The 18,167-nt window shown below is 33.4% G+C and carries 7 protein-coding genes and 2 pseudogenes; 7 read left to right on the top strand and 2 right to left on the bottom strand.

Annotation, left to right across the window (positions count from 1 at the left end; all coding sequences use genetic code 11):
- Nucleotides 1–113 precede the first annotated feature (113 nt).
- From DBT50_RS08925 to DBT50_RS08905, 6 genes and pseudogenes are all read left to right on the top strand, one after another.
- Nucleotides 114–2,246 carry an ATP-binding protein gene (locus DBT50_RS08925; RefSeq protein WP_220091902.1) on the top strand — a complete coding sequence of 711 codons (2,133 nt, stop codon included), beginning with the start codon at nucleotides 114–116 and terminating at the stop codon, nucleotides 2,244–2,246.
- 2,353 nt (nucleotides 2,247–4,599) lie between these two features.
- Nucleotides 4,600–6,208 (top strand): annotated as a pseudogene (locus DBT50_RS09665) (Eco57I restriction-modification methylase domain-containing protein); the annotation flags it as partial.
- Between the two features lie 209 nt (nucleotides 6,209–6,417).
- A pseudogene (locus DBT50_RS09660) lies at nucleotides 6,418–8,553 on the top strand (DEAD/DEAH box helicase family protein); the annotation flags it as partial.
- Nucleotides 8,554–8,652: 99 nt separating this feature from the next.
- Nucleotides 8,653–8,871, top strand: a complete 219-nt coding sequence (locus tag DBT50_RS08915) for a helix-turn-helix domain-containing protein (protein WP_111853410.1) — start codon at nucleotides 8,653–8,655, stop codon at nucleotides 8,869–8,871.
- A 1-nt stretch (nucleotide 8,872) separates the two neighbouring features.
- Nucleotides 8,873–10,981 carry a type I restriction-modification system subunit M gene (locus DBT50_RS08910; RefSeq protein ID WP_111853409.1) on the top strand — a complete coding sequence of 703 codons (2,109 nt, stop codon included), beginning with the start codon at nucleotides 8,873–8,875 and terminating at the stop codon, nucleotides 10,979–10,981.
- Nucleotides 10,981–12,222, top strand: coding sequence for a restriction endonuclease subunit S (locus tag DBT50_RS08905; RefSeq protein ID WP_150934507.1), 1,242 nt, complete (start codon nucleotides 10,981–10,983; stop codon nucleotides 12,220–12,222). The genes DBT50_RS08910 and DBT50_RS08905 overlap by 1 nt, the downstream gene beginning before the upstream one ends.
- A 499-nt stretch (nucleotides 12,223–12,721) precedes the next feature.
- On the opposite strand, the gene DBT50_RS08900 is transcribed toward DBT50_RS08905, so the two are convergent.
- The gene (locus tag DBT50_RS08900) at nucleotides 12,722–13,642 is read right to left on the bottom strand and encodes a site-specific integrase (RefSeq protein ID WP_111852785.1); all 921 of its coding nucleotides are present in this window, start codon (nucleotides 13,640–13,642) and stop codon (nucleotides 12,722–12,724) included.
- Between the two features lie 65 nt (nucleotides 13,643–13,707).
- Nucleotides 13,708–14,916, bottom strand: a complete 1,209-nt coding sequence (locus DBT50_RS08895) for a restriction endonuclease subunit S (protein WP_318602836.1) — start codon at nucleotides 14,914–14,916, stop codon at nucleotides 13,708–13,710.
- A 149-nt stretch (nucleotides 14,917–15,065) separates the two neighbouring features.
- Between DBT50_RS08895 and DBT50_RS08890 the strand changes: the two genes are divergently transcribed.
- Nucleotides 15,066–18,107 carry a type I restriction endonuclease subunit R gene (locus tag DBT50_RS08890; protein WP_111852783.1) on the top strand — a complete coding sequence of 1,014 codons (3,042 nt, stop codon included), beginning with the start codon at nucleotides 15,066–15,068 and terminating at the stop codon, nucleotides 18,105–18,107.
- Nucleotides 18,108–18,167: the final 60 nt, after the last annotated feature.

Raw genomic sequence — 18,167 nt, 5'->3', positions numbered from 1 at the left:
ATATAATAAAATAAAAGACAGGAGGATATGATATGGATATTCTAGAATGTAAATTAAAGAATTGTTAAGGAATAGATGAGTTTAACCATGAATTTGATTTTACAAATACAAATGTGATTACAGTATATGCAAAAAATGGATTGATGAAAACTTCTTTTGCAAAAACTTTTAAGAAAATTCAAGATGGTAAAGCTGACGAAATACGTGATGAAATATTCGATATAAAAGCAGAAGTTAATGTGAGCATAGATGGACAAGATATAAGAAAAGAGCAAGTGTTTGTAATAAAAAGCTTTGAGAATTATTATGAATCTAGTAGTGTAGCAGATTTATTAGTAGACGAAAAAACAAAAAAATCTATCACAACTTTATTAAAGCAAAAAAATAATTTTTTAAAAAAGTTAGTGCAATATTCAGGATTAAAAATTGAAAAAACACAACAAGGAAGAAAAATTTATGAATTAGAGCCTACAGTAGTTTCTGACATGAATTTAAGTGAAAAAAGTTTTTTATTAAGCTTGAAAGAATTATGTGAAGCTGAAAATAAAACGTATTTACCTAATGTTAAATACTCTACAATTTTTGATGATAGTGTAATTAAAAAAATAAAAGACAGTAGTTTTCAAAATAAAATAAAAGAGTTTTGTGAAGCTGCTGAAACTATATACAGTAGTTATACTTTTTTTGAAAAAGGTCAATTCACATTTCCAAAATTGAAGAATGTTGCAAAAAATTTAGATTCAGATAATTTTTTTGTAAGAGATAATAAACTTAATTTAAATAATAGCATAGTAATTGGTAATAATGATGAACTACAAGAGAAAATATATGAAATAGAGGGGAAAATTAAAGATATTCCAGAATTTCAACAGATAGAAAAGTTACTAAGTGATACAAAAGGCATATTATTAAGAGATACAATAGAAAACAATCCTGAACTAATAGAGTTTTTGAAAATAGAAAATTTAGATAATTTAAAAAAAGAATTATGGACTTCATATATAAAGAAAGAAAAGAAATCTTTTGATGATTTATTAGAGATATATAAAGAATTAGAGGAGAATATTAAAAATCTCAATATAGACAATACATTGTGGAATCGTTCTTTAGAAATATTTGAAGATAGGTTCACTGTTCCATATAAGATGAAAATATCAAATTTAAAGGGAGCGATAATAGGAGAAAACCTACCACGTGTGGAGTTTATATTTGAAAAGGGTGAAAATCAAGCAAGTTTAGATAGATCAAATTTAGAAAAATTAGACGTGTTAAGTCAAGGAGAGAAAAGATCTTTATATTTGTTAAATATAATATTTGACATAGAAAAAATAAAAAAAGAAAGCAATGAAGTCCTATTTATAGTAGACGATATAGCAGATTCTTTTGATTATAAAAATAAGTATGCTATTGTAGAATATTTGTATGAAATGGCAACAATTGATAATTTTAGAATGATAATTTTATCTCATAATTTTGATTTTTATAGAACAATTTCTTCTAGACTAAATGTACCTCGTACATCTAGATTTATCGTTGAAAACAAACAAGATTTAAATTTGATAGAAGAGAAATATCAAAAACAACCTTTTATAACATGGAAAACTAAACCAGATAAATATTCCTTATTTGCACTTATACCATTTGTTAGGAATCTAATTGAATATAGTTTTGATAAATCTGTTAATGATTCAAGTTATTATGATAGCGATTATGAGCTATTAACTAATTTACTACACAAAAAAGAAAATTCAGGAACTATTAATTTTAAAACTTTAGGGAAAGTATATAAAGAATATATAGGGAGATTTGATATACCAAGTGAGTTTAAAGAGGATGATCTGGTTATAGAAAAGCTTTATGAAACTACTGAAAACTTAACTAGTAACTTAAATTTGCTCGAGCATAAAGTTTTATTATCAATGGCTTGTAGACTTAAAGCTGAGGAAATAATGTTAGATAAAATTAATAATTATAATGGTATGCTAAATTGGAAAGTGAAAAATAATTTGAAAACAGGAGATAAAGCGGAATTTCTGAATCATGTAGATAAAACTAATAATATGACCAGGGTATTATTTGATGCATATAAGCAGATTGCGAATGAAGAACAAATTAATATAGTTAATGAAGTTAATATAATGACTCCAGAAAATATTCATATAAACTCTTTTATGTATGAGCCTATAATGGATATGGATATTAACGAATTATTGAACTTATATGGAAAACTTAAAGAATTAATATAGGTCATTTAATTATATTACATTATAGACGGTAGATTATTTAAAATCTATCGTCTTTTTTATTACTCAAAAAAGGAGGTAGGAAATGCAAGTAAATGATTTTAAGAACATACAAGAAGCAATAAAGTATGAAGTTTTACAAGATGAAAAAGAATATTTAAAACTCTTAAAAGTTATAGGTAACAATCAGAAATATGATTTTTCTAGCCAACTAAGTATATACAACAAAGAACCTGAAGCTAGAGCTTGTGCGACATTTGATATGTGGAAGAAATATTTTGGTCGAGTTGTTATGAGAGGTCAAAAGGGTATTCCAATTTTAGTTGGAAGTGATGTAAATCAAAGAATTTCATATATTTTCGATATTAGTCAAACCACATCAATGGATAGGAATATTAATGAGGTTAGCTTATGGCAGTTTGACCACGAAAACCATAACGAGGCTTTAAAAGAAATAATAAGAGATTCTTCATTTGAAGCTAGTGATTCACTAAACGAAAATATATTTTCTTTAAGTCGAATTTATGGAGATGAATATATTAATTTGGCTATTGCTGATTTGAGAATAGATGTAGAGGATAGACTGAGTTTTGAAAAGTTTATGAGAGACTCAATATCCTATGCGATAGCTAATAGGTTTAATACAGCCTATCCTATGGATATGGAAAATTTAAAAAATAATTTTTCTAGGATTAATACAATTTCTTTAGAACAGATAGGTCTTGTAATATCAAGAGTTAGCGAAGATATTATAGATAGCACAATAGAAAAATCTAAGGAAATGGATCGAGCTAGGCTGCTGACAGAAAGGGCCGCTGCCGACTATAATAGAGATATAGAAAATATAAATGAAGATAGAGGAGGTCAAGATGATTTATATAGACGAGATGATAGGTCAAGAAGTAGAGATGGACGAGTTTTCACAGATGGAAGCGACAGAAGAAATAGCAATGAAGATCGAAGAGAAAACCTTGGACATGATGGAGAAGGATCTGGAATTTATGGAGAGATTTCCGAATCCAACATACGCAGTTCTAAGACTGTCTTACCTGGTAGGGAGCGAAGACATGGAGAACTGGAAGAAACTTCAGAAAATGTACGAGGAGAAAACACTTTTGAACCACCTGAAGGAAATTCAGAATCAGGCAGTGGACTTTATCAAGAGAGAGAAAGTCAAGATGATGAAAGCACAAGGATTGACAGAGAAAATGATGAGAGGGAATCCAGAGGAATACCAAGGACAGATGAACAACTTGATGGCAACAGTGAAGAAAATGGCAATCAAGGAATACGTGGAAGCTTAGAAAATGAAATAAGTCCAGAAAAGGAAGCTGATGAAGCTTCTTTTTTTGATGGCAAAAACACTGAAAATAGAAAAGATTACTGGATTGTAGAATTTAATGAAAATCACGAATTAGTTCCCGATTATAGTGGGCAGATAGTAACTAAAGACTTAATCAATATCCTAAGACAAAAGGATATTGATATTAAAGACCATAATCAAACTCATGGAGAAAATGAATTTGGAGAAATGACTGATGATTATATCGGATATTTCAAATTCTATTTTGATCACTATGTAGACGGCGAAGTTGTCGAACATTATAGAATTGACCTTGGAGATGGTGAAGAAGTTAATGAGCGTGAATTTTCATATTTAGAAGAGCAAGTTGCACTAAGTGAGGAAAAAGCTTCACAAGAAGAAGTTAAGGAAAAGATAGAGCCTAAGTTTAAGATAGGTGATCAGGTTAGATATAAAGATAAGGACTTTACCATTACAGATTTTGATGAACTAAGTGGAGGACTTAAAACTGTAACCATTAGAGATAATATGGAGTATATGGGAGGTATGATTAGGGGTTCGGAAGTAATTCCATATAGAAACGATTCATACCTTGAAGAAATCTTTGAAAATCTAACTCAAACATCAGAAAAATTAGCAGTAAAGGTTGGAAAAGAATTTATTTTAGAAGATAAGAATACCTTTGATGGAATTAACTTAATTGAAGCTGGAACTAAGGTAGAAGTTAATGGGGAAGAATTCCCTTTATATAAAGGTGAAACATTTGAAGAAAGTAGAAAGATTGATGACCTTTTAGATAGTGGAAATTATGAGATATACAAATTATCTGAGCATGAAAAACAAATTGAAAGACAAGTAGAGCAAGAAAGCTTTATAGATAACCACAATCTTGAAATTGACCAAATGATGGATAGATACAATGTTCCAAGAGAAGCAGCCGAAAACTTATTGAGGGGTAAAGAGGATTTAAAAAATCTAGGCTATGAACCTAATAAGGAAAGGCTAAGTTTTGCTAGAAATTATGACTTGAAAAATCATATCTACTCAGAATACCTAACACCATCAGAAAAGCTAGATAAAAATATAAAAGCTATTAAGATGCTCAAAAGACTTGAAAATGAAAATAGGAGTCCAAGAGAGTATGAACAAGCCTATCTTGCTGATTATCTAGGATGGGGTGGTCTTGCCGATGTCTTTGATGAAGAAAAGGGAGGACAATGGCTTGAAGCAAGAAATATTTTAAAAGAAAATCTAACAAATGATGAGTATTTGAATGCTAAAGAGTCTACTCTAACATCATTTTATACACCTAGAGAGGTAATGGATGGAATATATAAGACCATAACAGATATGGGTTTTAAGACTGGGAATATCCTTGAACCATCTGCAGGAGTCGGTAATTTTATTGGAAGTATGCCAAGTGAAATACAAAGCTCTAAAGTCTATGGAGTAGAAAAAGATAGTCTAAGCGGAAGAATAGCAAGGGAACTTTATCCTGAAGCTAACATTCAAATTAAAGGCTTTGAAGAAACAAACTTTTCAAACAATTTCTTTGATTTAGTTATAGGAAATGTTCCCTTTGGAGATTTTAAAGTTAACGATCGTGAATATAACAGAAATAACTTTCTGATTCACGATTATTTTTTTGCAAAGTCTATAGATAAGGTTAGGAATGGAGGAATTATTGCCTTCATAACATCATCTGGAACTATGGATAAAAAAGATGAATCTGTTAGAAAATATATTAATGCAAGATGTAAGTTTTTAGGAGCTATGAGGCTTCCTAATACAACATTTAAAGGACTTGCTGGTACAGAAGTTACATCAGATATTATTTTCTTAAAGAAGAGAGATTCAGTTATAGAAAGAGATGACGATTGGATACACCTAGCAACTGATAAAAAGGGTTTGACTTATAATAAATACTTTGTAGATAATCCTCAAATGGTATTAGGGGATATGAAAGAAGTATCTGGAAGATTTGGAAATACTATTACTTGTGATGAAAAAGAAGACGAAAATCTAAAAGATTTAATGGATCTTGCAAGTAAGGAAATATCTTCAAATTCAAAATATGAAGAAGTTGAACTATTGGAATATGAAGAATTAAGTCTTCCAGCAACAGACGATGTTAAAAACTTTTCTTACACTATTATTGATGAAGAGGTCTACCTAAGAGAAAACTCAGTCTTAATTAAGCAGAATATATCAGACAAAAGCAAAGAAAAGATAAAAGATTACCTTGATGTAATGAATGCTTTAAAAGATGTAATAGAAAAACAAAAGGACGATTTTTCTGATGAAGAAATAAAAGAGTCACAAGCAAAGTTAAATGAAGTCTATGATAACTTTTCAAAGAAACATGGCTTTATTAACTCCTTATCAAACACTAGAGCCTTAAAGGAAGACTCAAACTTTCCTTTAGTATCATCAATAGAAATACTTGATGATGAGGATAATTTCAAAGCTAAGAGTGATATATTTTCAAAAAGAACAATAACAAAGGCAAAGGTAGTAGATCATGTAGATACTTCCCTTGAAGCCTTAGTCTTATCAGTTTCACAAAAAGGATATGTAGACTTTGAATATATGGAATCTATCACAAGTAAAGATAGGGACACCTTAATTGGTGAGCTAGAAGGCGAGATATTTTTAGATATTAAGGATACAGACCTAATAAATAACAGAATGCCCTTTGAAAACTTTAACAATGACGATCCCTTTCATTTTTCATATGTATCAGCTGATGAATATTTAAGTGGCAATATTAGAGAAAAAATTGGCTACCTCAATTCATATATCGGAGAAATTGAAAATGTAATAGATTTAGCACCTTCTGAAAAGAAAGACACATTATTAAACGAGTTAGGCAAACTCAAATATCAAAGAGAAAAATTACAAGAAGTTATGCCTGAAGAACTAACTGCTTCTGATATAAATGTAAGGTTAGGAGCAACCTGGATACCTCAAAAAGATATAGAAGACTTTACTTTTAATCTTTTAAAAACACCAGGCTATGATAGGTGGAATATAAATGTTAGGTTCTCACCACATACAAGTGAATGGAATATTGAAGGTAAGAGTGTTGACTCAACTAATGACCTTGCTAACATGACTTATGGTACAAGTAGAGTGAATGCCTATAAGCTAATTGAGAACGCTCTTAATTTAAAAGATACAAAAGTATTTGACCAAGTAATAAATGATGATGGGTCTAAGACTTCTGTATTAAATAAAAAAGAAACTATGCTTGCAAGTCAAAAGCAGGAATTGATTAAAGAAGAATTTAAGAATTGGATATTTGAAGATCCTGATAGAAGATATAGGCTAGAGAAGATTTATAATGAAAAATTCAATTCAATTAGAAATAGAGAATTTGATGGTTCTAACTTAACTTTTGATGGAATGAATACTGAAATCAGACTACGAGAACATCAGAAAAACGCCATAGCAAGGACTCTTTATGGTGGAAATACACTACTTGCCCATGTAGTAGGAGCAGGAAAGACTTTTGAAATGGTAGCTTCTGCTATGGAATCTAAAAAGTTAGGACTTGCAAGTAAATCATTATTTGTAGTTCCTAACCATCTAACTACTCAAATTGGTAGGGAGTTTATGCAGTTATATCCGTCAGCAAATATTATGGTGGCCGATAAAAAAGACTTTCAACCCAAAAATAGGAAAAGATTTATTGGTAGGATTGCAACGGGAGAATATGATGCGGTCATCATAGGACACTCTCAATTTGAAAAAATACCGATGTCTAAGGAATACCAGGTAAGACATATACAAGACCAAATTGATGATATAGTTTCCTTTATTGATGAGAATAAAAGAAATAGAGGGGAAAATTTCACAGTAAAACAACTGGAAAAGACAAAGAAGAAACTCTTGGTAAGACTGGAAAAACTAAATGATGACTTTAAAAAAGATGATGTAATAACCTTTGAAGAACTAGGAGTAGATAAGTTATTTATAGACGAAGCTCATAATTACAAAAACTTATTCTTGCATACCAAGATGAGGAATGTTGCGGGTATCGGTCAGAGTGAAGCCTTTAAGTCTTCAGATATGTATATGAAATGTAGGTATATGGATGAAATGACAGATGGAAAGGGAGTTGTATTTGCTACTGGTACACCAATATCAAATTCAATGACAGAGCTTTATACTATGCAAAGATACCTTCAATATGACGATCTAAAGGCAAGAGGATTAGAACATTTTGACGCTTGGGCTTCTACTTTTGGAGAAACAGAAAATACCTTTGAATTATCTCCAGAAGGCACTGGATATAGGCAAAAAACAAGATTTTCAAAGTTTTATAATTTACCAGAATTGATGTCTATGTTTAAAGAAGTAGCAGATATAAAGACTTCAGATATGTTAAATTTGCCAGTACCAGAAGCAAGTTTTGAAGTTATTAAAACAAAACCTACTGAGGAACAAAAAGAAATACTAGAAGCTATTTCAGATAGAGCTGACGCAGTTAGAAATAATCAAGTCGAGCCAACAGAAGATAATATGCTAAAAATTACAAATGATGGTAAAAAACTTGCCCTAGACCAAAGATTAATAAACCCACTACTTCCAGATGATCCTAATTCAAAGGTAAATGTATGCGTTAAAAATATCTTTTCAATCTGGGATAAGACAAAAGAAAGCTCATCAACCCAGTTAGTATTTTCAGATATGTCTACACCAAAAGGAGATGGAGAATTTAATATCTATGATGATATTAGGAATAAGTTAGTGAATATGGGAATACCTAAAGAAGAAATAGCTTTTATCCACGAAGCAGATACAGACAAACAAAAAGATGAATTGTTCTCTAAGGTAAGAAAAGGAGAAGTAAGAGTATTATTAGGTTCTACTCAAAAAATGGGAGCAGGTACAAATGTACAGAATAAATTAATAGCTTTACATGATTTAGACGTCCCTTGGAGACCGTCTGATTTGGAGCAGTTCCAAGTGGGACAAGGAAAAAAACAAGGACTATCTCAATAAATACTAACGTAAGCACAAGTATAAAATAGGCTAAAGTGACTTATCAGTCTATTTATGATATAATATATCTTAACAATAAAACGGATAAGGGGTAATAATATGGCAATTTCTTATAAACCATTATGGCACTTATTGGTAGAAAGAGAAATGAACAAAGAAGACTTAAAAAGAGCTGCAAACATAACAAGCAACATAGTTTCAAGAATGAGCAAAAACTCTTATGTGAACTTAGAGTCATTAGAAAAGATTTGCTTGGCATTGGATTGCAAGATAGAGGAAGTTGTAGAAATAGTAAAAGAAGAGGAAAAGGTCAAATAAGATGGGAATAGCAAAAGAGAATATAAAAAATATTGTCGACTTTATCAATAGTCAGCCCAATTCTATAGTTCAAAACTTGTCCACTGAAAATAATAAATTCAGGTATAAAGGAATAATAGAACATAGGACTATTACAGAATATAAGGATGAAGAGCTTGTAAGAGCATATTTATTAACAAAATTAGTAAATGAATTGGGATATCCTGCTGATAGAATAGAGATTGAAAAACAATATGAAGCAGGAAGACCAAATACAATTACAAGCAGAATAGATGTTATTGTCAAAGATAAAAATGATAATGCATTTTTATTTATTGAAGTAAAAGCACCCGATGAATATGCAAAAGACTCAAAAGATGAAATTATAGAAAAGCAACTATTTAATTTAGGAGCATTAGAAAAAGCACAAGGTCATATTGTAAAATATTTGGTTCTATATACTTTAAATGAAGAAACTCTTGATGATGAATGTATGGTAATTGATTATGAAAAAATACCGACATTTGTAGATTGGGAACAAGTAAGAAACGCTACAAATAAATTACCTGCACGCTATGAAAAAGCACAAAAAGTACCTTATATCAAGGGAAGTGAAAATGATTTAAGAACAAATTTTTCTACTGAATATATTACAACCCTACAAAAAGATCTTCACAATGTTTTATGGGGAGGTGGAGGAACAGACGACAATGAGGTGTTCTCTTCACTTGTGAATTTGATTTTAGCTAAAATTCAAGATGAAGATGAAAAAGAAGATGGAGAAAGATACGATTTTCAATCGTTGATGTTTGAAAAAGCCAGTGATGATGATTTTGAAAGCAATGAAACACTGTTTGAAAGAATAAATAATCTTTATAGAAAAGCTTTAAAAGAGAAGTTGTATGTAATAGATGAAAAGGAATTAAATAAATCCTATGTAGTCGATACTAAAAAATTCTCTTTGTCTAAATTAAAATACACCGTTCAACAGCTTGAAAACTTGTCTTTTGTTGATGGGAAAAATAGCTTAAACGGGAAAGATATTCTCGGAGATTTTTTTGAGGGAATAATAAGAGATGGTTTTAAACAAACTAAAGGTCAATTCTTTACACCAATTAATATTGTTAGATTTATGCTATATGCTTCATCTGCTGATAAATTAGCAATAGATAGAATAAAGAATGATAAGGTAATTCCTTATATGGTCGATCCTTCGGCTGGATCGGGATCACTGCTCTTAAATACTAAGAAGTACGCTGATGAAAACGTGGAAAATTCCATCCGTTACTTTGGGCAAGAAATTAACACCTCCACTTACAACTTAGCTAAGATGAATATGATGCTGCACGGGGTGCCAACTGACCATCAGAAGTTACGGAATGGGGATACCTTGGATGCCGACTGGCCCACAGATGAGCCAACCAACTTTGATATTGTTTTGATGAATCCGCCTTACTCGCAAAAATGGTCAGCCGATAAGGGCTTTTTAGATGACCCGCGTTTTGCTGCTTATGGGGTTCTACCACCTAAATCACGGGCTGACTTTGCCTTTTTGCTCCATGGTTTCTACCACTTGCGGACAGACGGTACCATGTGTATTGTCTTACCTCACGGAGTTCTTTTCCGTGGGGCCTCTGAAGGAAAGTTACGCCAGGCTATGCTTGAAAATGGTTATATTGACACAGTGATTGGTTTGCCGGAAAACCTCTTCTACAACACCAGTATTCCTACCACGATTATTGTTTTGAAGAAGAACCGAACCAGTCGTGATGTCTTCTTTATTGATGCGTCCAAGGAATTCGAAAAGGTGAAGACCCAAAATATCTTAACCGAAGATCACATCAATAAGATTATTGATACTTATAATAAGCGGGAAGATGTGGAGAAATACGCCCATAAAGCAAGCTATGAAGAAATCCAAGAGAATGATTATAACCTCAATATTCCTCGCTATGTGGATACCTTCGAAGAGCCAGAACCCATCGATATTGTCCAAGTCAGCAAGGACATGCAAGAAATCAACCAAGAACTGGAACAAACCACAGCCGAATTCTTAGAAATGGTGGATGACTTGCAGGTGACGGACGAAACCGCAGAACTCATTCAGGCGATAAAGGATGTGTTTAAATAATGGCAGAAGAAAGAAAACAACCTGAGTTAAGGTTCAAGGGGTTCACGGATGATTGGATTCAGTGTGAATTAGGCGAATTGGTTGTTCAAAAAAAGTCATATTCTCTTTCAAGATCTGTTGAAGTAGATGAAGAGACAGGTTATAAATATATTCATTATGGAGATATTCATACCAATAAAGTCAACTTAGTTTCGGATGATAGTATATTGCCGAATATAGGCCCAGGAGATTATGAGTTACTTGAGAAAAATGATTTAATTTTAGCAGATGCTTCCGAAGATTATGAAGGCATCGCATGGCCTTCAGTAATAATTTGCACCCCCCTTAACAAAATAGTTGCAGGCTTACATACTATAGTTTTAAGACCTCACAGAATTTCATCTATCTTTCTTTATTATCATATCCATACCCTTACTTTTAGAAAATTTGGAAGCAAGGTTGGAACAGGAATGAAAGTATTTGGAATCACTGCGAAAAATTTATTAAAATATAAGCTATATATCCCTACCTTTGATGAACAGATAAAAATTGAAAAAACTTTATTGCTATTAGATAGCATTATTACTCTTGAGCAGAAAAAAATTGAGAAGCTAGAGCTGTTAAAACAGTACTTGCTGCAGAATATGTTTGCAGATAAGAGTGGCTACCCTAAAATTAGGTTCACTAATTTCAATAATGAATGGAGTCAAGATAAATTAGAGGATGTTGCTGACGTTAGGGATGGTACACATGACTCTCCTAAATATCTATCAGAAGGAGTTCCATTAATTACCTCTAAGAACGTAGGTAATGGAAAAATAAATTACAATGATATTAACTATATTTCTCTAGATGATTATAAAAAAATCAATAATCGTTCAAAAGTTGATATTAATGATATTCTTATGGGAATGATAGGAACTATTGGTAATTTAGCACTTATTCATACAGAACCTGCTTTCGCAATAAAAAACGTGGCTTTAATCAAAGATACTCAACAGATATTTTATCTCTTTTTATATTATTACCTTCACTGCCCGTTTATAACTAAACAGTTGCGGATTAATTTAGATGGAGGAACTCAAAAATTTATATCATTAAAGAAAATACGCAATTTGCTTATTAGAACAACCAACTCTGTAGAACAAGAAAAGATCGGTAACTGTTTTAATACGTTAGACTCCCTTATTACTCTTGAGAAAACTAAACTAGATAAAATACAGATATTAAAACAAAAATTTCTCTCATCTCTATTCATTTAAATTCAATAAAATCGCCTCTGCTGAGACAACTAGCAGAGGCCTTTTATTAAGTAATGATATTTACAAGATAAGATTTAAATCGAATCGTCTGTAACCTGATAAACTAAACGCTCTTGTCTGGTCAACCATTGCGATCAGTAACCCGATAGATCATATTTAATGACTCTGGCTTACCTAATCCTTATCTAATAAATCGTTTTCTTTCCAGCCGTCACGTTCATTACAGAACGTCACACCAATGATTTTTCATCAGATTTTCTCACCATCATAATCGTCACTATCAATTTTATCCATTGCTTGATATAGATTTTAACGGTTAGCACAACTCGATAGATAAGAGATGCTAAGTCTCCATAAAACAATCAAAATATGATTTGACTATAGTAACAATGTCATTAAATTATTTCATATTTTGTATAAACTCATTGTGATTCGTTACTTCCACCTCGCTTACCTCATCTTTTTTATACAATAAATTGTACAAAATTTTAATTGAAAGCTATAACTGACAAAGAATTTCCATCATCTTATTATTATCCTTGTCTTCTAACTCTTGGATGATATGCAGATAAGTCTTCTGAGTAGTTGCCATATTAGCATGTCCAAGGCGTTTCGCTACACTAGCAATCGAAACGCCCCCATATAGCAACAAAGAAGCGTGAGTGTGGCGCAAGGCATGAATAGTGATTTCTGGAATATCAGCCAGCTGGCATAGCTTAGCCAAGCGCTGGTTGACCGTAGAATTATGGATACGTCCCTGAACAAAGATCGGCATATTCTGAGGAAATCCTTGGATTAACTGTTGAAATTGTAGGGTTAATTGCCAGTCCAAACGAATCTTCCGTACAGAAGAAACATTCTTAGTCGGAACAAACCCACCTTCATCTTTCTTATAGTCCCAGGTCTTATTAATCGACAACATGTGCTGGCTGAAATTGAAGTCTGCGGGAGTGATACCCAAGGCTTCGCTGAAACGTAACCCTGTCTTGGCAACTAAAAGAATGAGCCAGTCATAGGAAATCTCTGTTTGCAAGTGGAGCTGATTCAAGAGCTTGTGAAGCTCATCTTGGTTTAAATATTTAGCCTTCTTAGCCTTTCCTTTAATTCCCTTAATCACCACTTTTCGTGTCGGGTCACGATCAATTAATCCCTCATCATAAGCTTCGAGAATAGCACCTTTCACCAGATGATGAAAGTCTAAAGTCGTTTGCTTCTCATGGCTTTGGGAAAATTGGTTAAGTAAGCCCTGGTAGTTTTTCTTGGTCAGCTGGTCCAAAGTTAAGTCTGGAGCCAGCCGTTGCAAGTGCCGCCAAGTCAAATCATACTTTCTCAGGGTCACATCACGCACAGCCCCTAACTTGTACAACTCAAACCACTCCTTAAAATACTGGTGAAAGAGAACTTTCCGTTTTCTTGCCATAATAAAACCTCCTGATAATATTTGTTCTAACGAACCTTATTATTATCAGGAAGTTTATGGAGATATTAAATAAATAATGATTGGAGGAGTTTGTTTTTGAGGTCTTTGTATTCCATTAATTTTGACTGTTCAAGAGTAATAATGCTATCTAAATTAGTTATGAAATTACTAATTTTTTCTTGCTCCGCTATTTTTGGAATAAGAATATTTACTTTTAGAAAATCTGTAGAATGAATTTTATATTGTCCATATAAAGCCCCCTGCCGATAACTAATAATTTTGTGTAATATTCGAGGTGTCTGTACGATATAAGAAATAACATCTGGATTATTATTTGTTATTGAAAAAATCTCATAAACTACAGATATGCAGGCATTTCCAAATTTATTAAGCCCTATTGCTCCTACATCCAAGTTATTAGAACTATATATCAAATCATTAAATTCTGTCGCTTTATATTTTTTGTTTGAGTTTTTGACCAAAAAACTTCGATCATAACGGTCTCCTTTTTCTTCAATTCCACCAGTCGATGTAAATGACATTAATGGATAGTCAGCATTAGGAATTATTTTTTCATCTCGTTTATCCAGAATTTCACCTAATTCACACTGAATCCACTCTTCATCAAAATTATCAAATCTTAGCTTAGGATTCCCATCATTGTTAGCAAACATATTCTGCAGCAAGTACTGTTTTAACAGCTCTAGCTTCTCAATTTTTTTCTGCTCAAGAGTAATAATTTTATCTAATCTTTTTAAAAATAATGTGATGATATCTTGTTCTTTTCTTGTTGGATATGAAACCAATACATGAGTTAAATCTGAATTTCTTAAATGTGTAATAGTAGCACCCTGTGCTCGTTTTCTTAATTCTTTTTGACTCTTTCCAAATGTTAAAACTACAGCTAAAAAAATAGAGTTGAGCTGAAACGGCGGGAGGACAATATTTAGATCTCCACCAATTATTATATCTTTAGAAGTTATAGCAGAGGCCCGTGCTATCTCGTCAGGGGTTTCTCCTGAAGATGGAACAACTACTTCGTGTCCTTTACTCTTAACAGCGCCAGTATCATCCGAAACATAGGTATTAGTTTCTGAAATTTCTATTTTATAGTTAGTATATAAACTACCATATAGCAAAATTTGAAATCCGCTACTTACAAGATCATTCTTAGAATATCCTTTACCTTTTGAAAAGTTTGCTAAATTCCCCAACTTATCCTGAATCCAATAATTCTTTCTCCATGACCTAATATATCCCCCTTCATACTCCAAGCATCATCTTTTATACACTTATACCGTTCTCCTGTAAAAATTCCACTGAAAGCCTTTGTTTTCTTTGCTATACTGAAAGTATTATCAAGCGATAAAGATAAATGAAATCTTTGTATCAAGTCAAGAAAAGCAATAGGACAAGTGATGATATGGCAAAAATTTTTACTCAAGAGCAGCAAATGGAAGAACGCTTAATCGAACTGTTAACGAAAAGGGAATCGCAGTGGACTTATCGTTCTGATTTAAAGACAGCCGATGATCTTTGGAAGAACTTTTTCCAACAATTAGAAGCGAATAATACCGCCAAGTTAGATGGCGTGCCTTTAACGACCCAAGAAAAGCTATCAATTAAATCGCAATTGGACTTTTCTTCTTTTTATGCGGCTGGAGAGTGGCTTAGTGGGGAGAATGGTGTGGCTCAAGTCGAGCTCCACCGCGAGGATGCATCCCTTGGCTCCTGCCAGTTAATGGTAATTAATGGCAATGAGATTGCTGGGGGGAGCTCCCATTATGAAGTGATTAATCAATTTCGCAGTGAAAAACGCGATTTTCTTGACCAAGATGGGCGTTTTGATGTGACTTTGATGATTAATGGGATTCCCTTAATTCAAATCGAATTGAAGAATCGGTCAGAAGGCTATAAAAAGGCCTTTAATCAGATTGATCGCTATATTAAAACCGGAAAATATCATGGAATTTTTTCCATGTTGCAAATGTTTGTGGTTTCAAATGGGGTGGATACGAAGTATATCGCTGCCAATACGAAGTTGAATGCCAAGTTTTTAACGGGCTGGGTCGATCAAGATAACCAACCAGTAATGAATTTAGAAGATTTTGCGACTTCTGTGCTCTCGATTCCAGAAGCTCATGAAATGATTGCAAATTACTCGGTCTTGGATAAATCTAGTAATTCAGTCATTTTACTACGTCCCTATCAAATTCACGCCATTAAGGCCATTCGCCAAGCCAGTTATCAACAAAAAGGCGGCTATGTGTGGCATACCACAGGTTCAGGGAAGACCTTGACTTCTTTTAAGGTTGCCCGCAACCTGTTAAAAATTGCTTCGATTGATAAGACCATCTTCATTGTGGATCGTAGAGACCTTGACCAACAAACCTTTAATGCCTTCGCCTCCTATGCTGAAGCAGATTTTGTCGATGTGGATGAAACGGCTAATGTCAATGACCTGATCAAACGCTTAACCTCTAAGGATCGATCCTTAGTGATCACCACCATTCAGAAATTAAACCATGTCATGAAGCGCTACGATCAAAATCCTGATAATAAGCGGCTAAATAAGTTAAGGGATTTAAGACTTGCGGTGGTTGTTGATGAATGTCATCGCGCAGTCACACCACAGAAGCAATTTGAACTGGAGAAGTTTTTCAAATATTCTCTTTGGTATGGTTTTACCGGGACGCCGCTTTTTGCGGAGAATGCTCGTGATGCCTTTGGTGATCTTGCTCGGACTACAGAAGAGCAGTACGGTGAATGTTTGCATAAATACACTGTCCAAGAAGCCATGCATGACCAAGCTGTTTTAGGTTTTCAAATTGAGTACAAGCAAACCTTCAGTGACTTTCAACTCGACCAGCTCGTGGCAAACCAGTTTCCTAAGGCTAACCTTGATGCGATTGATAAGAAGGAAAAGGAAGCCCAGTTAGATTCAGCCATATTTGACCATCCCGACCATATGGAAGCGGTGGTGGATTCAATTATTAATAAATCACAAAATAAATTTGGCTTTAATAATGGTGTTGGAAAGACCTATGATGCCATTTTAACGACAACTTCTATTGATAAAGCCATTGCTTATTACCAACTCTTTAAAGAAGTCAAGGCCGGTCAAAATCCGCGAGTTTCCATTAGTGAAATCACTAAACGTGCGGTCTTGGATTTTCCTAAAGTTGCGATTACCTTCTCCATCTCTGATAATGAACACGATTCTCAAGACCGTAAAGAAGCGATGAAAGAGATTTTAACGGATTATAACCAGGAATTTGGCACAAACTTTTCTCTTGAAACTCTAAATGCTTATAATCAAAATCTCAATAATCGTTTAGCGCGTAAGTCAGATACCTATAAAGTGCGTTCTGAACAAGTGGACTTGGTAATTGTGGTCGATCGCTTACTGACAGGTTTTGATGCGCCGTGTCTATCGACATTATTTATGGATCGACCACCGATGAAACCACACCACTTGATTCAAGCCTTCTCTCGGACTAATCGTTTGTTTGATGACCATAAGAAATATGGACAAATTGTCACTTTTCAAACACCAGCCATCTATGAGGAAGCCGTTAAAAAGGCCCTCATACTCTATTCCAATGGTGGGGAAGATCAGATTCAAGCGCCAACTTATGAAGAGTCGAAGGAAGAGCTTGATGAAGCGGTTAAAGAACTAAGAGCGCTAGTGCCTAATGCAGAGAGTTTCAACAATTACACTGAATTAGTTGAAATGAAGCGGGTAGCCAAAGCTTTTCAACGATTCGATACGATTTACCGGACCATTGAGGTTTATAGTGACTTTAGTGAAGCGGAATTTGTCGCTCAATATGGCTTCGACCGGGAAGAATTTGAAGACTACACTGGAGCTTATAAAAATCTTATCGAACGGATTAAAGATGAGATGAACGATGAGGATGAAGTTGATGAGGATGATTCGATCGATATCGAGTATGAGATTGAATCGGTTCGAACGGAACAAATTGATTATGACTATCTAGTGCTTCTCATTGACCGTTACCGTGAATCGACGGCAGAACAAGATAAAGAGAAATTTAAACATGAAGCGGAGAAGACTATCGATGAATTTGGTCGCCGGAAGCCCGAATTAAGTGAAAAAATTCGTGATATTTTCCAAGCTATTATTTCCAGCCCAGATAAGTATAAAAATCAGTCGACTGATGAAATTTTGGCTAATGAAATTAACGGTTATAAGGAACGGGTCTTAGAAGACTATGCCAAGGCAGAATTTATAGATGAAGATTTATTGAAATACGTCGCTGCTAACTATGATGAAGACCGGGAAGGTCCGCAAATTGGTGAAAGTGAAATGATTAATACGGCTGATTTTAACGCTTACAAGGCAAATACTGAGAACCCTAAACCAAAATTGAAGTATATTAAGGAAATACGGAATGGCTATAAAGATCTGATTCGAGAGAAAATTATGCCTTATGATGTGTAGGGGGTTAGGTGAATATTTAAGTTTGTTTGGAGCTTTCGGTGTAAAGGCGAGATGATTTTG

It is taken from the genome of Aerococcus tenax, assembly GCF_003286645.3.
Lineage (GTDB): Bacteria > Bacillota > Bacilli > Lactobacillales > Aerococcaceae > Aerococcus > Aerococcus tenax.
Note: the sequence above shows the minus strand (reverse complement) of the source record. Positions and strands in the feature narration are given on the sequence as shown.